18 protein-coding genes are annotated in these 17,583 nt (G+C 62.7%); 10 read left to right on the top strand and 8 right to left on the bottom strand.

Features of this window, described 5'->3' with window-relative positions; translation table 11 throughout:
- Positions 1-70 precede the first annotated feature (70 nt).
- Genes ACQ4WP_RS18085 through ACQ4WP_RS18100 form a run of 4 tightly spaced genes read left to right on the top strand, consistent with a single transcriptional unit; the run spans position 71 to position 2,820 of the window.
- Positions 71-799: a hypothetical protein gene (locus ACQ4WP_RS18085; RefSeq protein ID WP_436522986.1), complete on the top strand. Its 729-nt coding sequence runs from the start codon at positions 71-73 to the stop codon at positions 797-799.
- Positions 796-1,713, top strand: a complete 918-nt coding sequence (locus tag ACQ4WP_RS18090) for a TIGR04222 domain-containing membrane protein (protein WP_436522988.1) — start codon at positions 796-798, stop codon at positions 1,711-1,713. Before ACQ4WP_RS18085 ends, ACQ4WP_RS18090 begins: the two co-directional genes overlap by 4 nt.
- Positions 1,703-2,557 (top strand): MbnB/TglH/ChrH family RiPP precursor modification enzyme, encoded by an 855-nt coding sequence (locus tag ACQ4WP_RS18095; protein WP_436522990.1) that lies wholly within the window; start codon positions 1,703-1,705, stop codon positions 2,555-2,557. The genes ACQ4WP_RS18090 and ACQ4WP_RS18095 overlap by 11 nt, the downstream gene beginning before the upstream one ends.
- Positions 2,554-2,820, top strand: a complete 267-nt coding sequence (locus ACQ4WP_RS18100) for a hypothetical protein (RefSeq protein ID WP_436522992.1) — start codon at positions 2,554-2,556, stop codon at positions 2,818-2,820. Before ACQ4WP_RS18095 ends, ACQ4WP_RS18100 begins: the two co-directional genes overlap by 4 nt.
- A gap of 13 nt (positions 2,821-2,833) precedes the next feature.
- On the opposite strand, the gene ACQ4WP_RS18105 is transcribed toward ACQ4WP_RS18100, so the two are convergent.
- Complete coding sequence (locus ACQ4WP_RS18105) at positions 2,834-4,702, bottom strand: serine hydrolase domain-containing protein (protein ID WP_436522994.1); 1,869 nt, start codon at positions 4,700-4,702, stop codon at positions 2,834-2,836.
- Between the two features lie 87 nt (positions 4,703-4,789).
- On the opposite strand from ACQ4WP_RS18105, the gene ACQ4WP_RS18110 reads away from it, so the two are divergent.
- Positions 4,790-5,152: a DUF4870 family protein gene (locus ACQ4WP_RS18110; protein ID WP_353656752.1), complete on the top strand. Its 363-nt coding sequence runs from the start codon at positions 4,790-4,792 to the stop codon at positions 5,150-5,152.
- A 50-nt stretch (positions 5,153-5,202) separates the two neighbouring features.
- Here the strand turns inward: ACQ4WP_RS18110 and ACQ4WP_RS18115 are convergent, their stop codons facing one another.
- The 4 genes from ACQ4WP_RS18115 to phaC all read right to left on the bottom strand — a co-directional run bounded on the left by ACQ4WP_RS18115 (position 5,203) and on the right by phaC (position 10,559).
- Positions 5,203-6,369 (bottom strand): cystathionine beta-lyase, encoded by a 1,167-nt coding sequence (locus ACQ4WP_RS18115; protein ID WP_436522996.1) that lies wholly within the window; start codon positions 6,367-6,369, stop codon positions 5,203-5,205.
- Between the two features lie 126 nt (positions 6,370-6,495).
- Entirely contained in the window at positions 6,496-7,851 is a 1,356-nt protein-coding gene (gene rimO / locus ACQ4WP_RS18120; RefSeq protein WP_436523115.1) for a 30S ribosomal protein S12 methylthiotransferase RimO, read from the bottom strand.
- Positions 7,852-8,046: 195 nt separating this feature from the next.
- Positions 8,047-8,610 carry a polyhydroxyalkanoate synthesis repressor PhaR gene (gene phaR, locus ACQ4WP_RS18125; protein WP_071076767.1) on the bottom strand — a complete coding sequence of 188 codons (564 nt, stop codon included), beginning with the start codon at positions 8,608-8,610 and terminating at the stop codon, positions 8,047-8,049.
- Between the two features lie 224 nt (positions 8,611-8,834).
- On the bottom strand, positions 8,835-10,559 hold the full coding sequence (gene phaC / locus ACQ4WP_RS18130; RefSeq protein ID WP_436522998.1) for a class I poly(R)-hydroxyalkanoic acid synthase: 1,725 nt from the start codon (positions 10,557-10,559) through the stop codon (positions 8,835-8,837).
- A 238-nt stretch (positions 10,560-10,797) separates the two neighbouring features.
- On the opposite strand from phaC, the gene ACQ4WP_RS18135 reads away from it, so the two are divergent.
- The gene (locus ACQ4WP_RS18135; protein WP_436523000.1) at positions 10,798-11,031 is read left to right on the top strand and encodes a hypothetical protein; all 234 of its coding nucleotides are present in this window, start codon (positions 10,798-10,800) and stop codon (positions 11,029-11,031) included.
- Between the two features lie 16 nt (positions 11,032-11,047).
- Here ACQ4WP_RS18135 and pgeF read toward each other — a convergent pair whose 3' ends face one another.
- Entirely contained in the window at positions 11,048-11,833 is a 786-nt protein-coding gene (pgeF, locus tag ACQ4WP_RS18140) for a peptidoglycan editing factor PgeF (RefSeq protein ID WP_436523002.1), read from the bottom strand.
- Positions 11,833-12,846 (bottom strand): RluA family pseudouridine synthase, encoded by a 1,014-nt coding sequence (locus ACQ4WP_RS18145; RefSeq protein ID WP_436523004.1) that lies wholly within the window; start codon positions 12,844-12,846, stop codon positions 11,833-11,835. The genes pgeF and ACQ4WP_RS18145 overlap by 1 nt, the downstream gene beginning before the upstream one ends.
- Positions 12,847-12,947: 101 nt before the next feature.
- On the opposite strand from ACQ4WP_RS18145, the gene ACQ4WP_RS18150 reads away from it, so the two are divergent.
- On the top strand, positions 12,948-13,751 hold the full coding sequence (locus ACQ4WP_RS18150; protein WP_436523006.1) for an outer membrane protein assembly factor BamD: 804 nt from the start codon (positions 12,948-12,950) through the stop codon (positions 13,749-13,751).
- 37 nt (positions 13,752-13,788) lie between these two features.
- Here ACQ4WP_RS18150 and yaaA read toward each other — a convergent pair whose 3' ends face one another.
- Positions 13,789-14,559, bottom strand: coding sequence for a peroxide stress protein YaaA (gene yaaA, locus ACQ4WP_RS18155; protein WP_436523008.1), 771 nt, complete (start codon positions 14,557-14,559; stop codon positions 13,789-13,791).
- 30 nt (positions 14,560-14,589) lie between these two features.
- On the opposite strand from yaaA, the gene ACQ4WP_RS18160 reads away from it, so the two are divergent.
- The 3 genes from ACQ4WP_RS18160 to ACQ4WP_RS18170 all read left to right on the top strand — a co-directional run bounded on the left by ACQ4WP_RS18160 (position 14,590) and on the right by ACQ4WP_RS18170 (position 17,436).
- On the top strand, positions 14,590-15,024 hold the full coding sequence (locus ACQ4WP_RS18160) for a putative toxin-antitoxin system toxin component, PIN family (protein WP_436523010.1): 435 nt from the start codon (positions 14,590-14,592) through the stop codon (positions 15,022-15,024).
- Between the two features lie 82 nt (positions 15,025-15,106).
- On the top strand, positions 15,107-16,285 hold the full coding sequence (locus tag ACQ4WP_RS18165) for a pyridoxal phosphate-dependent aminotransferase (RefSeq protein WP_436523012.1): 1,179 nt from the start codon (positions 15,107-15,109) through the stop codon (positions 16,283-16,285).
- Between the two features lie 47 nt (positions 16,286-16,332).
- On the top strand, positions 16,333-17,436 hold the full coding sequence (locus ACQ4WP_RS18170) for an HD-GYP domain-containing protein (RefSeq protein ID WP_436523014.1): 1,104 nt from the start codon (positions 16,333-16,335) through the stop codon (positions 17,434-17,436).
- The last annotated feature ends 147 nt before the right edge of the window (positions 17,437-17,583 follow it).

A 17,583-nucleotide genomic window follows, 5' to 3' on the forward strand; every position in this document is an offset into this window, starting at 1 on the left:
CAGGGCGGCATATTTTTGCTATATTGCAAACTTGCAATCATCCCGCAAATCCATCGTGAAAGAACTCCGCATGCCGCCACCGCTGCCAGAAGAGATACAACGCCACCTGGACTTGTTTGTCGCCGCCGCGCAAAGTGCCTTCGGCGCTGACCTTGCCGCCGCCGTGCTGTTTGGCTCGGCCGCGGACGGCCAGTTACGCGCCACCTCCGACGTCAACCTGCTGTTGCTGCTCAAGCGCTTTACGCCGCCAGCGGCCGACGCGCTGCGCGGGCCTTTGCGCCTGGCGCACGCCGCCATCGATTTGCAGGTGATGTTCCTGCTCGAGAGCGAATTGACGCAGGCCGCCGACGCCTTCGCCGTCAAGTTTGCCGATATCATTGCGCGCCATCGAGTGCTGCTGGGCAATGATCCTTTCGCCAGCCTCCACACCAGCCGCGACGCCGTGCTGCGCAGGTTGCGGCAAGTGCTGCTAAACCAGCAGGTGCGCATGCGCGAACGGTATCTGCTCCTCAGCCTGAACGAAGAACAGCTGGCCGGCGCCATTGCCGACGCGGCCGGTCCCCTGCGCTCGGCGGCTGCCTCGTTGGCGCAGCTGGAGGGCAAGTCTGCGCAGTCCGGCAAGCAGGCGCTCGAAGCGTTTGTCGACCAGCTGGGCGACCCGGCCCTGCACGCGGCCTTGCAAGCCATGTCGGCGGCGCGCGAAACGGCGCGCCTGGCGCCGGGGCAGGCCCTGCCCGCCTTTACAGGCCTGATGACGATTACCGAACGCTTGCGCGAACACGCGGAGTCGATGCGGTGAACGGCGCGAATCCGTTTGACTGGAGCGGGCCCTGGTTCCTGCTGGCCTACCTGATCTTCGGCGTGCTCGTGTACTACCTCGCGCGCGAGCTGCTGATCCGCCAGGAGCTGCGTAATCCGCACGCCCAGCTGTCGCTCGCCGATGATCCCTACCGCATCGCTTTCTTGCGCGACGGCGCGCTCGAAGCCGTGAAAATTGCCGCCATCGTGCTGGTCGATCGCGGCTTGCTGCGCGCCGATGGTCCGTTGCTCGAAACGGTCAGCGCCGACAGCCTGCGCTTCGCCAGCCATGACATCGAACGCGACGTGCTGCGGCTGTACCTGGGCCGCCAGGGCCACAGCAAGGAACTGGCCGAACAGGCAGACATGCTGCCAGCGTGCCGCGCCTACCAGGACACGTTGACGCAGCAGGAATTGTTGGTCGGCCCGCCGCTGCTGCGCCGGCGCGAACGCATCACCTGGGCCGCGCACTACCTGCTGCTGACGGTGGCCGCCGTCAAGGCCGTCATCGCCATCAGCCGCCAGCACTACAAGCTGCTGTTCCTGGCGCTGCTGCTGGCGATATTTCTGCTCATGCTACGCGGCTTGCGCACCCAGGCGACCAGCTTGAGCGCGCAGCGGCTGCTGACCGACCTGCGCATGTTGTTTGGCCGTCTGAACATGCGCGCATCGCGCCTGAACGCAGGCAGCAGCAGTGCCGACATGGCACTGCTGGCCGCCATCTTCGGCATCGGCGCCCTGCCGCCGTCGGTGTACGCGTATGTCGCCGAGCTGTACCCGGTACCCCGGCAAAGCACGGGCAGCGACTCGTCGTCCGGCAGCACGGGCGACTCGGGCGACTCCTCCTCGGGCGGCGACGGCGGCTCTTCCGGCGGCTGTGGCGGTTGCGGCGGTGGCGGCGGCTGTGGCAGCTAGCAAGGGGGCCACACGCGACCGCGTCGGCCTGGGCTGGCGCGGCGAACTGGCTGCCGGCATCCTGTCCAACCTGGCGCACATCGACGTGTTGGAAGTGATCGCCGACGATTATTACCACGCCTCGCGTGCCGGCATCGCGGCCTTGAGCAGCCTGGCGCGCCAGGTGCCGGTCAGCCTGCACGGCGTCGGCATGGGGCTGGCCTCGACGATTCCCGCCGATCCGCGCCGGCTGCATGCGATGGCGCGCCTGATGAAGACGGTACAAGCGGAGTCGTGGTCCGAGCATCTGAGTTTCGTGCGCGCCGGCGGCGTCGAAATCGGCCACCTGGCGGCGCCGCCGCGCACGCCCCAGAGCGCCGCCGGCGCAGTGGCCAATATCGCGCTGGCCGCGCGCATCGTCGGCAGCGCGCCGCTGATGGAAAACATCGCCACCCTGGTCGAGCCGCCCGCCAGCACGATGGACGAAGCCGAGTGGCTGACGCAAATCATCGACGGCGCGCAAGTGCCGCTGCTGCTCGACCTGCACAACCTGTATGCGAATGCCGTCAATTTTGGCCACGACCCGGAGCAACTTCTGCTGCGCCTGCCCCTGGCCAGGGTCGGCGCCGTGCACCTGAGCGGTGGCCACTGGATCGAGGCGCCGGGCGCCGGGCGGCGCCTGCTGGACGACCATCTGCACGACGTGCCGCCCGAAGTCTTCGCTTTATTGACCGTGCTGGCGCGCCATGCGCCCCAGCCCTTGACGGTGATCGTCGAACGCGACGGCAATTACCCGTCGTTCGAGCATGTGCTGGGCCAGCTGGAGCTGGCGCGCGCAGCCTTGCGCGCGGGGCGGAGCGCATGAGTTCCGCCGCACTGGAAACCTATCTGGCAAGGTTGTACACGGACGACGCCCTGCGTCATGCCTTCCTGCGGGAACCCCGTGCGCAAGCCTTGCTGCACGGCTTGTCGCAGCAGGAAGCCGACGCGATGGCGGCGATAGACCGCATCGGCTTGCAGATGGCGGCGGCCAGCTATCGTGCCAAGCGGGCCGGGCGCGCTGAACATGGCACCCTGACCAGGCCGGCGCAGCGCTGGTGGCGCCGGCTACTTACAGGCTGGATCTGACCGCCGACAACTCTTACAGCTGCCATAAACGCAGCGGCAGCAAGCCCCACCAGGCCAGCACCAGCGGCAGTTGCAGCGCCGCCAGCAAGGCGACCCAATCCCATTTCGCCCACGAGCCCGCCTCGGCCGCCGTGCCGCGGCTACGCCAGCAGCGGGCCAGGCCGAACGCCATCGTTAATGGCAGCGCACCCGTGACCGTGGCCAGCAGCACGCTGGCCACGGTCACGTCGCCCAGGCGCAGGTAAGACTGGAAATAGAAAAACGGCAGCGGCAAGAGCAGCGCCAGCATCGACAGCAAAGGCGCAAACAGATGGTCGCCCCGCCCCAGGCTACGCCGCGCGGCACGCCACACACCTACCACCAGCACGTACAGCAAGCCCCCCATGCCCAGCGCCAGGCTGCCCCACAACACCAGCATGCGCAGCATCGATGCGCGTTCATAGCTGCGCAAGCCGTCGCTGAGGATATGCTTGCCATCTTCCTGCAGCAGCACGTGCGACGCGGTGCTGCGGTCGCTGGCGCGGAACAGCAAGCCACCCACGGGTTCCAGTTCCTTCGGCTCGCCCTGGAACGGGATCAGGAACAGCGACTCGCCATCCCATTTCAGGCGCGTAAAGCCGAAGACGGCATCGACCCAGGCCATGCTGGCCATGGGACTGGGCGACGGCACATACACACCCTGCCAGTTTTCCACCGTGGGCGCCGGTGTGCCGTGCGGGGCCGGTGCGCGCAGCGGCAGCTCCAGGTCGCGCAGCAGCAGGCGATTGAAGCGTTCATAGTCGGCCTGCTCCGCATCCGTATTGAAGGCCACGAAGAAGGCGCTGTCCTGCTCCGGGTAGATGCACAGCATGGCGCGAAAACCCACGGCCGTGCCGGGGTGGCAGGCACCCACCACATTGTGGCGGTCGCGCACGGCCAGGGCCAGGCCGTGGCCCGTTGCCAGGCCCGCCTGCGCCGCATCCGTGCCGGCCGGCTCGGACAAGGCGCCCATCAGCGCCAGGTCGATGAAGCGCTGGCCCTGCAGCTTGCCATCGCCCATCAGAAATTGCGCCAGCTTGCCCATGTCGGCCGCCGTGGTGGTGAATTGCGCGGCCGGACGCAGGTACTGGGGCACGGCCGGCTGGGCCACGCCATGCTCGAAGTAGCCCATGGCCAGGCGCGGGTCCGCGTGCGCGCCCGCCTGTGTGACGAAAGTAAAAGTGCTGTCCGCCATGCCCAGCGGTTGCAGCAGTTGCGCATCGAGGTAGCGCTCGTACGGCTGGCCCGTGACCTTTTCGATCACCATGCCCAGCAAGCCATAGCCCATGTTCGAATACGCATAGCGACTGCCGGGCCGCGCCCGCACGCGCAGCAGATTGCGGCCGCCATCAAAAGCGGCGGCCAGCGGCGTGTCCGGCGCCGGGTTCAGGCTGAACGCCTGCCAGAAGCGCACATTATCCAGGCCGGACGTATGCGCCAGCAGGTGGCGGATGCGTACGGGATCGCTGGCCTGCCACGGGTTTTTCAGCGCCAGTTCCGGCAGCACCTGCTGCAAGGGCGTGTCGAGCGTGAGCCGGTCTTCGCTGATCAGGCGCAAGACACCCAACGCCAGCGCTACCTTGCCCACGGAGCCCACCTGTACGCGCGTGTCCACCTGCATGGGCATGTGCTGGGCGACATCGCGCAGGCCCGATGCGCCGACTTTGACTGTTCCATCTGGCAAGACTTCGCTCCAGACGGCGCCCGCCAGGCCCTCGTCCTTCAAGCCGGCGGCAAACTCCGCCTCCAGGGTGGCGCCGGCGGCATGGGCCACGGTGGCACAGCATAGCAGCAAGGCCGGCAAGGCGCGCTGCAGCCAGAATCTGGCGCGCGCGGCCAAGGTGGGATAACGATATCGTTTCAACAATGTATTCTGCCTTTTTCCATGGACTGCGCTCCCGCGCCGCTTTGCTTGTTACAATTAAAAAATTGAACAATGACGGGAGCCTGCATGTCACAAGATATTATTTTGGATACCCAACTCCAGCAGACCAAGAACCTGGCCTGGTGGTTGTACCTGATACATGGCGCCAGCTTCGTGTTTTCGCTGGGCGCCTTTTCCTTCATTCCGCTCATCATCAATTATGTGAAACGGGACGAGGCGGCCGGGACCTTCGTGTACAGCCATCACAGCTGGATGATCCGTTCCTTCTGGTGGTATGTGGCCTGGATCGTCGTCGGCGCCATCCTGTGGATCACGCTGATCGGCATTCCGCTGGCGCTCGTCGTATGGGGCGTGGCCTGGCTGTGGAAAGCCTACCGCTTGCTGCGCGGCTTTCTCGACCTGAACAACAATACCCCCGTGCCCATGTAAAGCCTGTCCTTTGCGTTCGGGCAAGCCTTTGCGCTTGCCCGCCAACGCGGTTACATCGCCGCGAACGCCCGTTCGATATCGGCAATCAAGTCTTGCGGATCTTCCAGCCCCACATTCAGGCGCACCAGCTGGCCCGGCAACTGCCAGCCCTTGCGCATGGCGGCGATGCGGTACGGCATCACCAGGCTGTTCGCGCCGCCCCAGCTGTAGCCAATCTTGAACAACTGCAAGGCGTCGACGAAACGGTCCGTTTGCGCCTCTGTGTAGCGGGCATCGAACAGCACGGAAAACAGGCCGCCTGCGCCCGTGAAATCGCGCTGCCAGATGGCGTGACCGGGGCAATCGTCAAAAGCCGGATGCAGCACCGTGGCGATCTCGCTGCGTCCCTTGAGCCAGGTGGCGATCGTGCGCGCGCCCGCATCGTGGGCGTCGAAGCGCAGCTTCATGGTGGGCAAGCCGCGCAGCACCAGGTAGGCGTCGTCCGCCCCCACGCCCATGCCCAGACGCATGTGCGCCAGCGCCAGGCGCTCATGCAGCGCCCGCTCGCGCGTAATGAGCGCGCCCATCAGCACGTCCGAGCCGCCCGACTGGTATTTCGTCAGCGCCTGCATGATGATGTCCACGCCCAGGTCAAAACCGCGCAGGGCCAGGCCGGCCGACCAGGTGTTGTCCAAAGCCACCAGCACGCCGCGCGCATGGGCGGCCGCACAGATGGCGGGCAAGTCCGGCACTTCCATGGTCACGGAACCCGGCGCTTCCGTCCAGATCAGCTTGGTATTCTCCTGGATCAAGCCTGCGATGCCGGCGCCGATCAACGGATCGTAATAGCGGGCCGTGATGCCGAAATCCTGCGCCAGCCAGCGCCCCAGCTCGCGGTTCGGGTTGTAGATATTCTCCGGCAGCAAGACATCATCGCCCGTCTTCAGCAGGGCAAAATCCGCCATGGCGATGGCCGCCAGGCCCGACGGCGCCAGCAGGCAGTATTTGCCCCCTTCGATCTCGGCCAGCCGCGCTTCCAGGGTGAACGTGGTGGGCGTGCCGTGCAAGCCGTAGGTGTAGGCGTTCTTCTCTTTCCAGTCGCCCGAACGCATGGCCGCCACGTCCTTGAACAGCACGGTCGATGCGTGATGGATGGCGTTGGGAAACGCGGCAAAGCCTTGCGGCGCCTGGTAATCGCTGTGGATCAGCGCCGTCTGGGGGGATTTGATTGTGGTCATGGCATCGGCATAGGATCGCAGGCAAATAAAAAGGCGGGCCAGCAATTGCTGGTCCGCCTTGATTGTAAGGGCTTATGCCCTTGCCTGCCGTACGTCTGACAGAGTGTTACACCTGCATCAAAATACTTATTCTGCCGCGCCCCACAGGTCGTGCGCATCGGCTGAGGTGATGGTCACGTCGACGAATTGACCGACCGCCAGCTTGCGGTGCGGCTCAAACGGCGGTTTCACATACACGACGCCATCGATTTCCGGCGCGTCGGCGGACGAGCGGCCTACGCCGCCGGAGCGGGTGACTTCATCGATCAGCACGCGCACAGTCTTGCCGATCTTGGCTTGCAGGCGTTTTTTCGAGATTTCTTCCTGCAGCAGCATCACGCGGCCGCGGCGCTCTTCGCGCAGCTCTTCCGGCACGGGGTTGGCGATTTCGTTGGCGGTCGCGCCTTCGACAGGCGAATAGGCGAAGCAGCCCAGGCGGTCAATCTGCGCTTCCTTGAGGAAATCGAGCAAGTATTCGAATTCCGCTTCCGTTTCGCCAGGGAAACCGGCGATGAAGGTCGAGCGGATCGTCAGGTCCGGGTTGATGGCGCGCCAGGCCTGGATGCGGTCGAGGTTTTTCTCGCCGCTGGCCGGGCGCTTCATGCGTTTCAGCACGTCAGGGTGCGCATGCTGCATCGGAATGTCGAGGTACGGCAGGATGTGGCCGCCGCTCATCATCGGGATGATCTGGTCCACGTGCGGGTACGGATACACGTAGTGCAAGCGCACCCATGCGCCGTAGGACTTGGCCAGCTCGCCCAGCGCTTCCGTCAGCTGCGTCATGTGGGTTTTCACGGGACGGCCATTCCAGAAGCCGGAGCGGAATTTCACGTCCACGCCATACGCCGAGGTATCTTGCGAAATGACCAGCAATTCCTTGACGCCAGCCTTGAACAGGTTTTCCGCTTCGATCATCAGTTCGCCGATCGGACGCGAGACCAGGTCGCCGCGCATCGATGGAATGATGCAGAAACTGCAACGATGGTTACAGCCTTCGGAGATTTTCAGGTAGGCATAATGCTTCGGCGTCAGCTTGACGCCTTGCGGCGGCACCAGGTCGAGGAAAGGCGCATGCGGTTTTGGCAGGTGCAAGTGAACGGAATCCATCACTTCAGCCAGCGCGTGCGGACCTGTGACGGCCAGCACTTTCGGATGCACCTTCATGATGATGTCGTCGCCGGCAGCATCTTTCTTGGCGCCCAGGCAGCCGGTAACGATGACTTTACCGTTTTCAGCCAGCGCTTCGCCGATGGCGTCGAGCGACTCTTGCACGGCAGCATCGATAAAACCGCAGGTATTGACGATCACCAGATCGGCGCCAGCGTAGGATTTCGCCGTTTCGTAACCTTCGGCGCGCAGTTGGGTCAGGATTTGTTCGGAATCGACCAGCGCTTTCGGGCAACCGAGCGAGACAAAGCCCACTTTCGGTGCCGCACCTGGCATGGCCAGCATGGCCTCTGGCTTGGCGGAAGGAACAGGAATACGGTGAATTTCAGACATAGTTGGCAGCTAGTAAAATGGTGAGGCGAATCGGCTATTGTACCCCGAGCCGCCCCTTGCTGGCAGAACTATGCTGTTTTGATGACACCAATACAACTCCCGGGCACTGAATGGCCCGTGAGCGTCTGTTGACCGTGCTTATTTCTTGTCCGTCGGCGGAACGGGCGGGACGAACGGAAACGTGCCGAACAGATTCTTGCTCTGGCTCTGCATCTGTTCCTGCATCTGCACGAACAGGCTCTTGCTCTGGTCGATGTAGTTGTTCATCATGCCTTGCATCATCGGGCCCTGGACATTCATGAACTGGGTCCACATTTCCGGGCTGAATGGCTTGCCTTCGAAACTGCCTGCCGACGTGCCCGTGAATTTGTGCTGGATATCGGTGAACGCTTGCACGTTCTTTTCCAGGTAGGATCCCATCATGCCCTGCATGGCATGACCATAGTAGCGGATGATCTGCGACAACACGCTGCTCGAGAACATGGGCGCGCCGTTCGCTTCCTCTTCCAGTATGATTTGCAGCAAGATGCTGCGCGTCAAATCTTCACTGGATTTGGCATCGACGACGGTAAACACCTCATTGTCCAACACCAGCTGCTTGACGTCCGTCAAGGTGATGTAGGAACTGGTTTGCGTGTCGTACAGACGGCGGTTGGGATATTTTTTAATCAGGCGGTCTATACTTTTTTTTGCACTACTCATCACAAGTTCCACTTATTGCGCCGCAGCGCGTACAGAGTTAATCCGAAAAAAAGCGAACGTGGGTCCGCTTTCGCACCTGCCTACTTTTTCCATTATAGAGTGGAAAACGGCTCCATTGCACATCAGGGTAATAGATTCCCGCATTTATTGCAACGCAACTAAAAGTAGATTCCTGACAAGACCGGAGATTACGCCGGCCTTGTCAGGTGAGAAGCTTTTGTAAACTAGTCCGCCCTGACTTTAACATACCGCCCCGGCGCCGGCTCGATTGCCGCGTGGCGCTTGTTGCCCGGCTTGCCTGGCGCCTTCACCTGCGCGCCGCCGTGTTCGGCCAGGAAGGCCGCCCATTCGGGCCACCAGCTGCCCACGTGCTCGGTGGCGCCTTCCATCCATTGCTCGGCGCTCAAGGGCTTGGCTTTCGTCGCGCGTGCGCCTTTGTCAGCATCATTGCTCCAGTAACTGCGCTTTTTCTTCGAGGCCGGGTTGATCACGCCGGCGATATGGCCCGAGGCGCCCAGGATGAAACGGTTGGCTTTCGGTTTTTTCGGGTTCAGCAGGGCCGTGCTGGCGTAGGCCGCGCCCCAGGGCACGATATGGTCTTCGCGCGAACCATAGATGAAAGCGGGCGCATCGATGCTGCTGAGGTCGACCTTTTCACCGGCCACCGTCAGCTTGCCCGGCACTTTCAGGCTGTTTTCCAGGTAAGTGTTGCGCAGATACCAGCAGAACATGGGGCCTGGCAAGCCCGTGCCGTCGCCATTCCAGTACAGCAAGTCGAACGCGGGCGGTTCCTTGCCTTTCAGGTAATTTGACTGCACGTAGTTCCACACCAGGTCGTTCGGGCGCAGACTGGAAAAAGTACTGCCCAGGTCGCGCCCGGACATCAGGCCGCCCTTGGCCAGGGTCTGCTCGCGCAACGCCACTTGCGGCTCGTCAATGAAGACGTCAAGCGCGCCCGTGTCGCAGAAATCGAGGAAGGTGGTCAACAGGGTCAGGCTGGCGGCCGGATTCTCGCCCCGCGCCTTGAGCACGGCCAGCGCCGTCGAGACGATGGTGCCGCCCACACAAAAACCGAACATGTTGAGCTTGTCCTGGCCGGAAATGTCCTGCGTCACCTGGATGGCTTCGATCACGCCTTGCTCGACGTAATCGTCCCACATCAGGTGCTGCATGCTCATGTCTGGATTGCGCCAGGACATGAGGAATACGGTATTGCCCTGCTCCACCGCATAGCGCACGAGAGAGTTTTCTGGCTGCAAGTCAAGGATATAGAATTTATTGATGCACGGCGGCACCATCAGCAGGGGCCGCTGATGTACCGTGGCCGTCGTCGGCGTGTACTGGATCAGCTGGAACAAGGCGTTTTCAAACACCACCGTGCCCGGCGTGGTGGCCACGTTGCGGCCCACTTCGAAGGCCGACTCATCGGATTGGGAGATGCGGCCCTTCTGCATGTCGGCCAGCATATTGCTCAGCCCCTTGGCCAGGCTTTCACCCTTGGTCTCGATCAGGGTTTGCTGGGCGTCGGGGTTGGTGGCGAGAAAGTTGGCGGGCGACATGGCGTCGACGATTTGCTGCACGGCAAACGCAATCTTTTGCTTCTGGTGCGGCGTCGCTTCCACGGCATCGGCCATGGCGCTGAGAAATTCCGCGTTCAGCAGGTAGGCCGCCGCATTGAAGGCCGACAGGGGGCTGGCGTGCCAGGCGGGCGCGGCGAAGCGTCGGTCTTTCAGCTGCGGCGCCTTGCCGGCCATAAAGTCGGCCCACAAGCCCGTCAGCTTGGCTACATAGGCATCTTTCAGCAGCTCGATCGATTCCGGCTTGATGCTGGCGCCCGCATCCTGCAAAATGCCGGCAATCGGATTGCTCTGGGGCTGCGGTACCATGTTGAACCACGTATTCCACTGCTCAGGATTGCTGATCTGCGCCATCCATTCCTTGGTCATCATTTGAGGATCGGGCATGTTCATAGATATATGTAAGTCCATTCAAGATTGAGGGACGCCGAACAAAACCTACTGCGCGTCGGTATAGGCGGCCTGCGATGCTCACCGTACCATAGTACGGTTGCGCTTCTTAGCCACCTCTCCCTTCCGCTCGCTACGATTTTGTTAGGCGCCGAAACGTAGTCGAAAAATAAATACTTTTGGATCACTTCATGCAAACTCTTACTGACTGCCAATACTCATGATGCTCATGACCGCTGTTGCCTGGATCTATGTCGTCGGCCTCATGGCGCTGACGGAACCGTCCATCGTTGCCGGGGTGATGACCTTCGTGCTGTACTGCGTCATCCCGCTGTCCATCCTATTCTATCTGACGGGCTCGCGGCGACGCAAACGCAAGGCGGCGCGCATCGCTGAGATGCAGACGCGCGCGCTTGCCTCGGCAGACGATAAAACAAAAACGGCAGACACATAAGTGTCTGCCGTGCAGATTATTTGCGCCAGATCAAGCTGGCCTGTCTTCCCGTGACGCCATCGCGCCGGTACGAATAAAACTGCGTCGCATCGCTGACGGTGCAATACTCCCCGCCCGCCACTTGCGCCACGCCATCGCGCAGCAGCATGGTGCGCGCCAGGGCATAGATGTCGGCCAGGTACTTGCCCGGCTTGCCATCGATGGCGGCGAACGCATCGCTCAGCACTTGCCGCTCGGCAGCGTCGCGCGCGCCGTCGCGAAACGCTTGCAGCACATCCTGTCCCACTTCGAATTGCTGCGGACCAATGGCCGGCCCCAGCCAGGCGAGGATATCCGTCGCGCCCTGCGCCCGCATGTTTTCCAGCGTGCGCTGCAGGACGCCGTTGGCCAGGCCGCGCCAGCCCGCGTGGGCCGCACCGACGACCAGGCCATCGTTTGAGCTGAACAGCACCGGCAGACAATCGGCCGTCATCACCACGCATACGGCCCCCGCCTGCGTGGCGATGCTGGCGTCGGCGTCGCGCACGCAACCGTGCAGCTTGGCCGCGTCCATCACGGCCACGCCATGCACCTGCGACAGCCAGGCGGGCTCGGATGGCAAGATAGCCGCCAGCCGCGCGCGGTTGGCGGCCACGTGCGCGGGCTCGTCGCCCACGTGCACGCCCAGGTTCAAGCCACCGCCGCCCTGCCCGTCACCATATGGTTGCTGGCTGACGCCGCCCGCACGCACGGTCGCCAGCGCGCCCACGTTGGCGGGCAGGCCGGGCCAATGGGGTATAAGGCAAGGCAACGGTGCCGTCATCAGACCTGTTCCGGCTCGGGAATGCCGGCTGTGGCGATCAGTTCAGCGAAATCATCGGCCAGCGGCACGATCCATTCGCACGCTTCCAGGGTGCCCGGATGCACGAGGCCAAGGCGGCGCGCCTGCAATGCCTGGCGCGAGAAGACGGACACCAGGTGCTGCTTGCCGTACACGGAGTCACCAACCAGCGCAAACCCCAAATGCTGCATGTGCACGCGAATCTGGTGCGTGCGGCCCGTTTCCAGGCGGCATTGCATCAGACTGACGGGACGGCGGTCGAGTTCGCCGCTGCCGATCAATTCATAGTGCGTGATGGCGGGCTTGGCCGTAAAGTTTTCCGAGACGGCCATCTTGACCCGGTCGCGCGGGTGGCGCGCGATGGATGCGTCGATGGTGCCTGCCATTTTCGGCGTGCCCCACACCAGCGCGAAATATTCGCGCTTGACGGTGCGCGCCTGCAACTGGCGCACCAGGTCCGTTTGCGAAGCGAGGGTCTTGCCGACCACCATCAGGCCGCTGGTATCCTTGTCCAGGCGGTGCACGATGCCGGCGCGCGGCACGCCGGCCAGTTGCGGACAGTGGTGCAGCAGGCCGTTGAGCAATGTGCCCGACCAGTTGCCGGGGCCCGGATGCACGACCAGTCCGGCCGGTTTGTTGATCACGATGATATGTTCATCTTCGTGCACGATGTTCAATTCCATCGCTTCCGGCTTAAAAGCCTCGTCTTCCGGCGCGCTTTGCGGCAGAATGACGATCTTCTCGTCGCCATAGGCGGTCATGTTGCGTTTGGCAACTTTTCCATCGACGGTCACGAAACCGGCTTCCAGCCACAATTGCAAGCGGCTGCGCGAGTATTGCGGCACCAGCTTGGAGATCACTTTATCGAGGCGGTGGCCGCAGGCGTCCGGCGTCAGTTCCAATGTAATCGGGGCCATGATCTCGAAGGCGTCGTCGGCGGCAAAATCGCCGTCAAACGCATCTTCGGCGCCATGGTCAGAAAGGGAGTCAAACACGGGGTCAGCCAAATTAGGCTTCGGAGTTAATATCACAGCATTCCCATCGGCTATAATCAGCCTATTGTAAAATCTTGGTTAAAACCTTCTTGCAAAACGTCATGCAAAAAAAATTATCGTTGGTAGTCGCTTCAGTCGTTCTGCTCGGCATGTCCGCTTGCAGCTTGTTGCCTGAAAAAGTGGATGAGACCAAAAACTGGTCCGTTACGAAATTATACTCGGAGGCGCGTGAAGAAATGGCCGGGCAGCACTATGAAGCTGCAATCGGCCTGTTCCAGAAGCTGGAGGCTAACTATCCTTTCGGCAACTATGCTCTGCAAGCGCAGATGGAGATCGCTTACGCGTATTATAAGGCGGGAGACCAGGCGCAGGCACTGGCTGCCGTCGAACGCTTCATCAAGTTGCATCCGAACCACGCCAATGTAGACTATATGTACTACTTGCGTGGCCTGATCAGCTTTAATGACCAGATCAGCTTCCTGAACTTCCTGTACGAACAAGACCCGACCGAGCGCGATCCGAAAGCCACGCGCGAAGCGTTTGCGGCCTTCAAGCAACTGGTCGACAAGTTTCCAAATAGCAAGTACGCGCCCGATTCGCTGGCCCGCATGAACTATTTGATCGATGCCATGGCGAAATACGAAGTGCACGTGGCGCGCTATTACTACCGCCGCGGCGCCTACCTGGCCGCCGCCAACCGCGCGCAAACGACGGTGAGCGACTTTGCAGCCTCGCCTGCCATTGAAGAAGCGCTGTTCATCATGTATCGCTCGTATGACAAGCTGGGCTTGACCGACCTGCGCGATGACGCCCTGCGCGTGCTGACCAAGAACTACCCGAACACGGCATTCCTCAGCCCGGAAGGGGTGAACAAGGAACGCAAGTGGTGGAAATTCTGGCAGTAAGCTGCAATAAAAAACCGGGCTAGCCCGGTTTTTTTACTTATTCAGCTACTTTGCGCCGGAACACCCAGCTCGTGTCATTCGACGCTTCCGGCACGAAACCATAGCCATCGACGTCGAACTGTTTCAGCTGTTCCGGGTCGCGGATGGCGTTGACGGCCGCATAGCGGGCCAGCATGCCGCGCGCGCGCTTGGCGTAGAACGAAATAATTTTATACTTGCCGTTCTTCCAATCCTCGAACACGGGCGCGATGACGGGCACGTCCAGCTGGCGCGGCTTGACGGATTTGAAATATTCTTCGGAAGCAAGATTAACCAGCACTTTCGCGCCCTGCTCTTGCGCGGTACGGTTCAGGCCGTTGGTGATGGTGTCGCCCCAGAACGCATACAAATCCTTGCCACGCGTGGTCGACAGGCGCGTGCCCATTTCCAGGCGGTGCGGGTGGATCAGGTCCAGCGGGCGCAGCAAGCCGTACAGGCCCGACAGGATACGCACGCGCGACTGTGCATAGTCGAGCTGGGCCGGCTGCAGGCTGCGCGCCTCGAAACCGGCATACACGTCGCCATTGAAGGCCATGATGGCCTGGCGCGCTTCCGCCAGCTGGGGCGTCCAGGAGGCGTAGCGGGCTACGTTGAGGGCCGACAAGGCGTCGGAAATGCCCATCAGGCTGCCCACTTCGGCGGGCGAAAACTGGCGCATGCGCTCTATCAGCTGGGCGGAATGGTCGAGAAAATCGGGGGTGCTGTGCAACGAGGTTGTTGGCGGCGTCTCCAGGTCGAGACTCTTGGCGGGCGAAAGCACGATCAACATAAATTATCACTACAGAATAGAATTGCCGACATGATACCTGCTCCACAAAAACTCGTCCTCGACACCAACGTTTGCCTCGACCTGTTCGTCTTCAACGACCCGCGCTGGGCGCCCCTGCTGGCGGCCATGGAAAGCGGCGCCGTGCACGCCATCACGCGCGAAGATTGCCGCGCGGAATATCTGGTCGTCTTGCATTACAAACATCTGCCGCTCGATGAAGCCAGCCGTCTGCTTGCCGCGGCCCGCTTCGACGCCCACATCGCGGTAGTCGCACCGCCCGTGTCCGGCGTGCGCCTGCCCGTCTGCACGGACAAGGATGACCAGAAATTCCTCGAACTGGCGCGCGACGCCAACGCCGACATCCTCATCACCAAGGATAAGGCGCTGCTGAAACTGGCCCGCAAGACGGCCAAGGCCGGCATGTTCAAGATCATGCTGCCGGAAGGCTGGGCCTTGCCAGGCTGAGCCATCAAGGCCCGCACGCAACGCCACGCGCTGCGCTAGAATGGGGAACGATTCCACTTTGCGCACCGCGACCCTACCGTCCATGAACAGCCCGTCCCTGCCCCATCTGACTCCCAGCCTGACCACCCGTTTGCCTCTAGTGGGCACCACCGTGTTTACCCGCATGTCCAGCCTGGCGGCCCAGCATGGCGCCGTCAACCTGGGCCAGGGCTTTCCCGACTTCGATTGCGCGCCGGAATTGGTCGAACTGGTCAGCGGCGCCATGCGCGCCGGCCACAACCAGTATCCGATGATGACGGGCGCCGCGCCTTTGCGCGAGGCAATTGCCGCGAAGATCGCCAGCCTGTATAGCCACAACTATGATGCCGGCACGGAAATCACCGTCACGGCGGGCGCCACGCAGACCCTCACTACAGCCATCCTGTGCAGCGTGCACCCGGGCGACGAAGTCATCGTCATCGAACCGGCTTACGACAGCTATCTGCCCGCCATCGCCCTGGCCGGCGGCGTGCCCGTGCTGGTGGCCATGCAAGTGGGAGAGTCCGGCTACAGCGTGCCGTGGGACAAGCTGGCCGCTGCCGTCAGCAGCAAGACGCGCTTGATCATCATCAACACGCCGCACAATCCGACGGGCACCATCCTGCGCCCTGCCGACGTGGCGGCGCTGGCCGACATCGTGCGCGGCACGCAAATATTGATCTTGTCCGATGAAGTCTACGAACACATGGTGTACGACGGCGTGCCGCACGCCTCGCTCTCGCGCCATGCGGAACTGGCGGCGCGCAGCTTCATCGTCTCCAGCTTCGGCAAGACGTATCACGTGACGGGCTGGAAAGTGGGCTATGTGGCGGCGCCCGCGGCCCTGACGGCGGAATTTCGCAAGGTGCACCAATACAACGTGTTTACCGTCAACACACCCATGCAGCACGGCCTGGCCGGCTACATGGCGGACCCGCAGCCCTACCTGGACTTGCCCGCGTTTTACCAGCGCAAGCGCGATTTGTTCCGCGACGGCCTGGCGGGCAGCCGCTTTACCCTGCTGCCTGCCGACGGCACGTATTTCCAGTGCGTGCGCTACGATGCCATTTCGCAAGAGACCGAAGCCCAGTTCGCCGAATGGCTGACGACGGAAATCAAGGTGGCCGCCATTCCCGTGTCCGCGTTTTACGCGCAGGGCAAGGAGTCAAGCATCGTGCGCTTCTGCTTTGCCAAGCAGGACGACACCTTGCGCCTGGCGCTGGAGCGTCTGCGCAGCATTTAACCGAGCACTGAGCATGGCTTCGCCACGGCGGAGCAAAGGATGACAGCATGGTACAGCGTCGCATCGGCCCGGCCGACCTGGTTCCCGGCGAACCCCTGCCCTGGGATTTGTTTCTGGCTGACCATAGTGCCGGCCCGCAACTACGCAAGGGGCAGATCATCACGGACGGCGCGCAGCTGGGCCGCTTGCTGCAGCTGGGCCTGTACGTGGGCACGCCCGAGCAGCCATCCGTGCTGCGCCTGCTGAACCAGGCGGCGCAGCGCCTGGAACGGCTGCTGCTGGACTTGCGCAGCGAAAGCAATGCCGAGCGCGACGTGCGCGACATAGCCCGCGAACTGCTGCGCGCGCTCGGGCACGATGCCGACATCGCCCTGGCCAGCATACTGCTCAACCAGATCGCCGGCAGCTACGCCGTGCGCCACTGCATCGAAACGGCGCTGCTGGCCATGCTGGTGGGCCGCAGCATGCACAAGTCCCACGATGAACTATTACTGATCGGCGCGGCCGCGCTGACCATGAACGTCGGCATGCTGCGCCACCACGACAGCTTCCAGGACCGGCGCGGCCCCCTGAATGACGAAGAAATGCGCATCGTGCGTCTGCATCCGCAGGAAAGCACGGAACTGCTGCGCTGTGCCGGCGTCGACGACGAGGAATGGCTCAGTTGCGTGCTCTTGCACCACGAAAACGACGACGGCAGCGGCTACCCGCAGGGCCGCACGGCCGATGAAATCTTGCAAAACGCCAAGCTGATCGGCCTGGCCGACCGCTATTGCGCCCGCGTCTCGGCGCGCAACTACCGCCGCTCCATCGTGCCCGACCAAGCGCTGCAACACATTTTCCTCGACCAGGGCGTGCCCATCGACCCGCTGCTGGGAGAACAGTTCGTCAAGCTGCTGGGCAAATACCCGCCCGGCACCCTGGTGCGCCTGCGCAGCGGCGAACTGGGCGTGGTCACGCAACGGGGCGCCGCCCACGTGCATCCGCTCAGCGACCCGCTGGGCGCGCCGCTGGCCGCCGCCGAGCTGATACAGCTCGCCCCGCGCGACACGGCCGACAGCCGCTTTGCCATCGTTTCGTCGCTGCATGAAGACGATGCCGGCTTGCATTTCAGCATGCGGCATGTGTGGGGCGATGAGGCGCGGTTGTAAACAGCATGGGCTGCCCTGACAAGCGATGGCGTCGCAGGCCGGCGGCCTGGATCCGGACGCCTCCGCATGCCACGCATTCCCCTGAATCGACCGTTCATCCTGCGTCTGGCGCCATTCGTCGGCCCGCGCTCGCCCGTCCGGGCGGGC

The organism is Janthinobacterium lyxosi (assembly GCF_051380665.1).
Classification (GTDB): Bacteria; Pseudomonadota; Gammaproteobacteria; order Burkholderiales; family Burkholderiaceae_D; genus Janthinobacterium.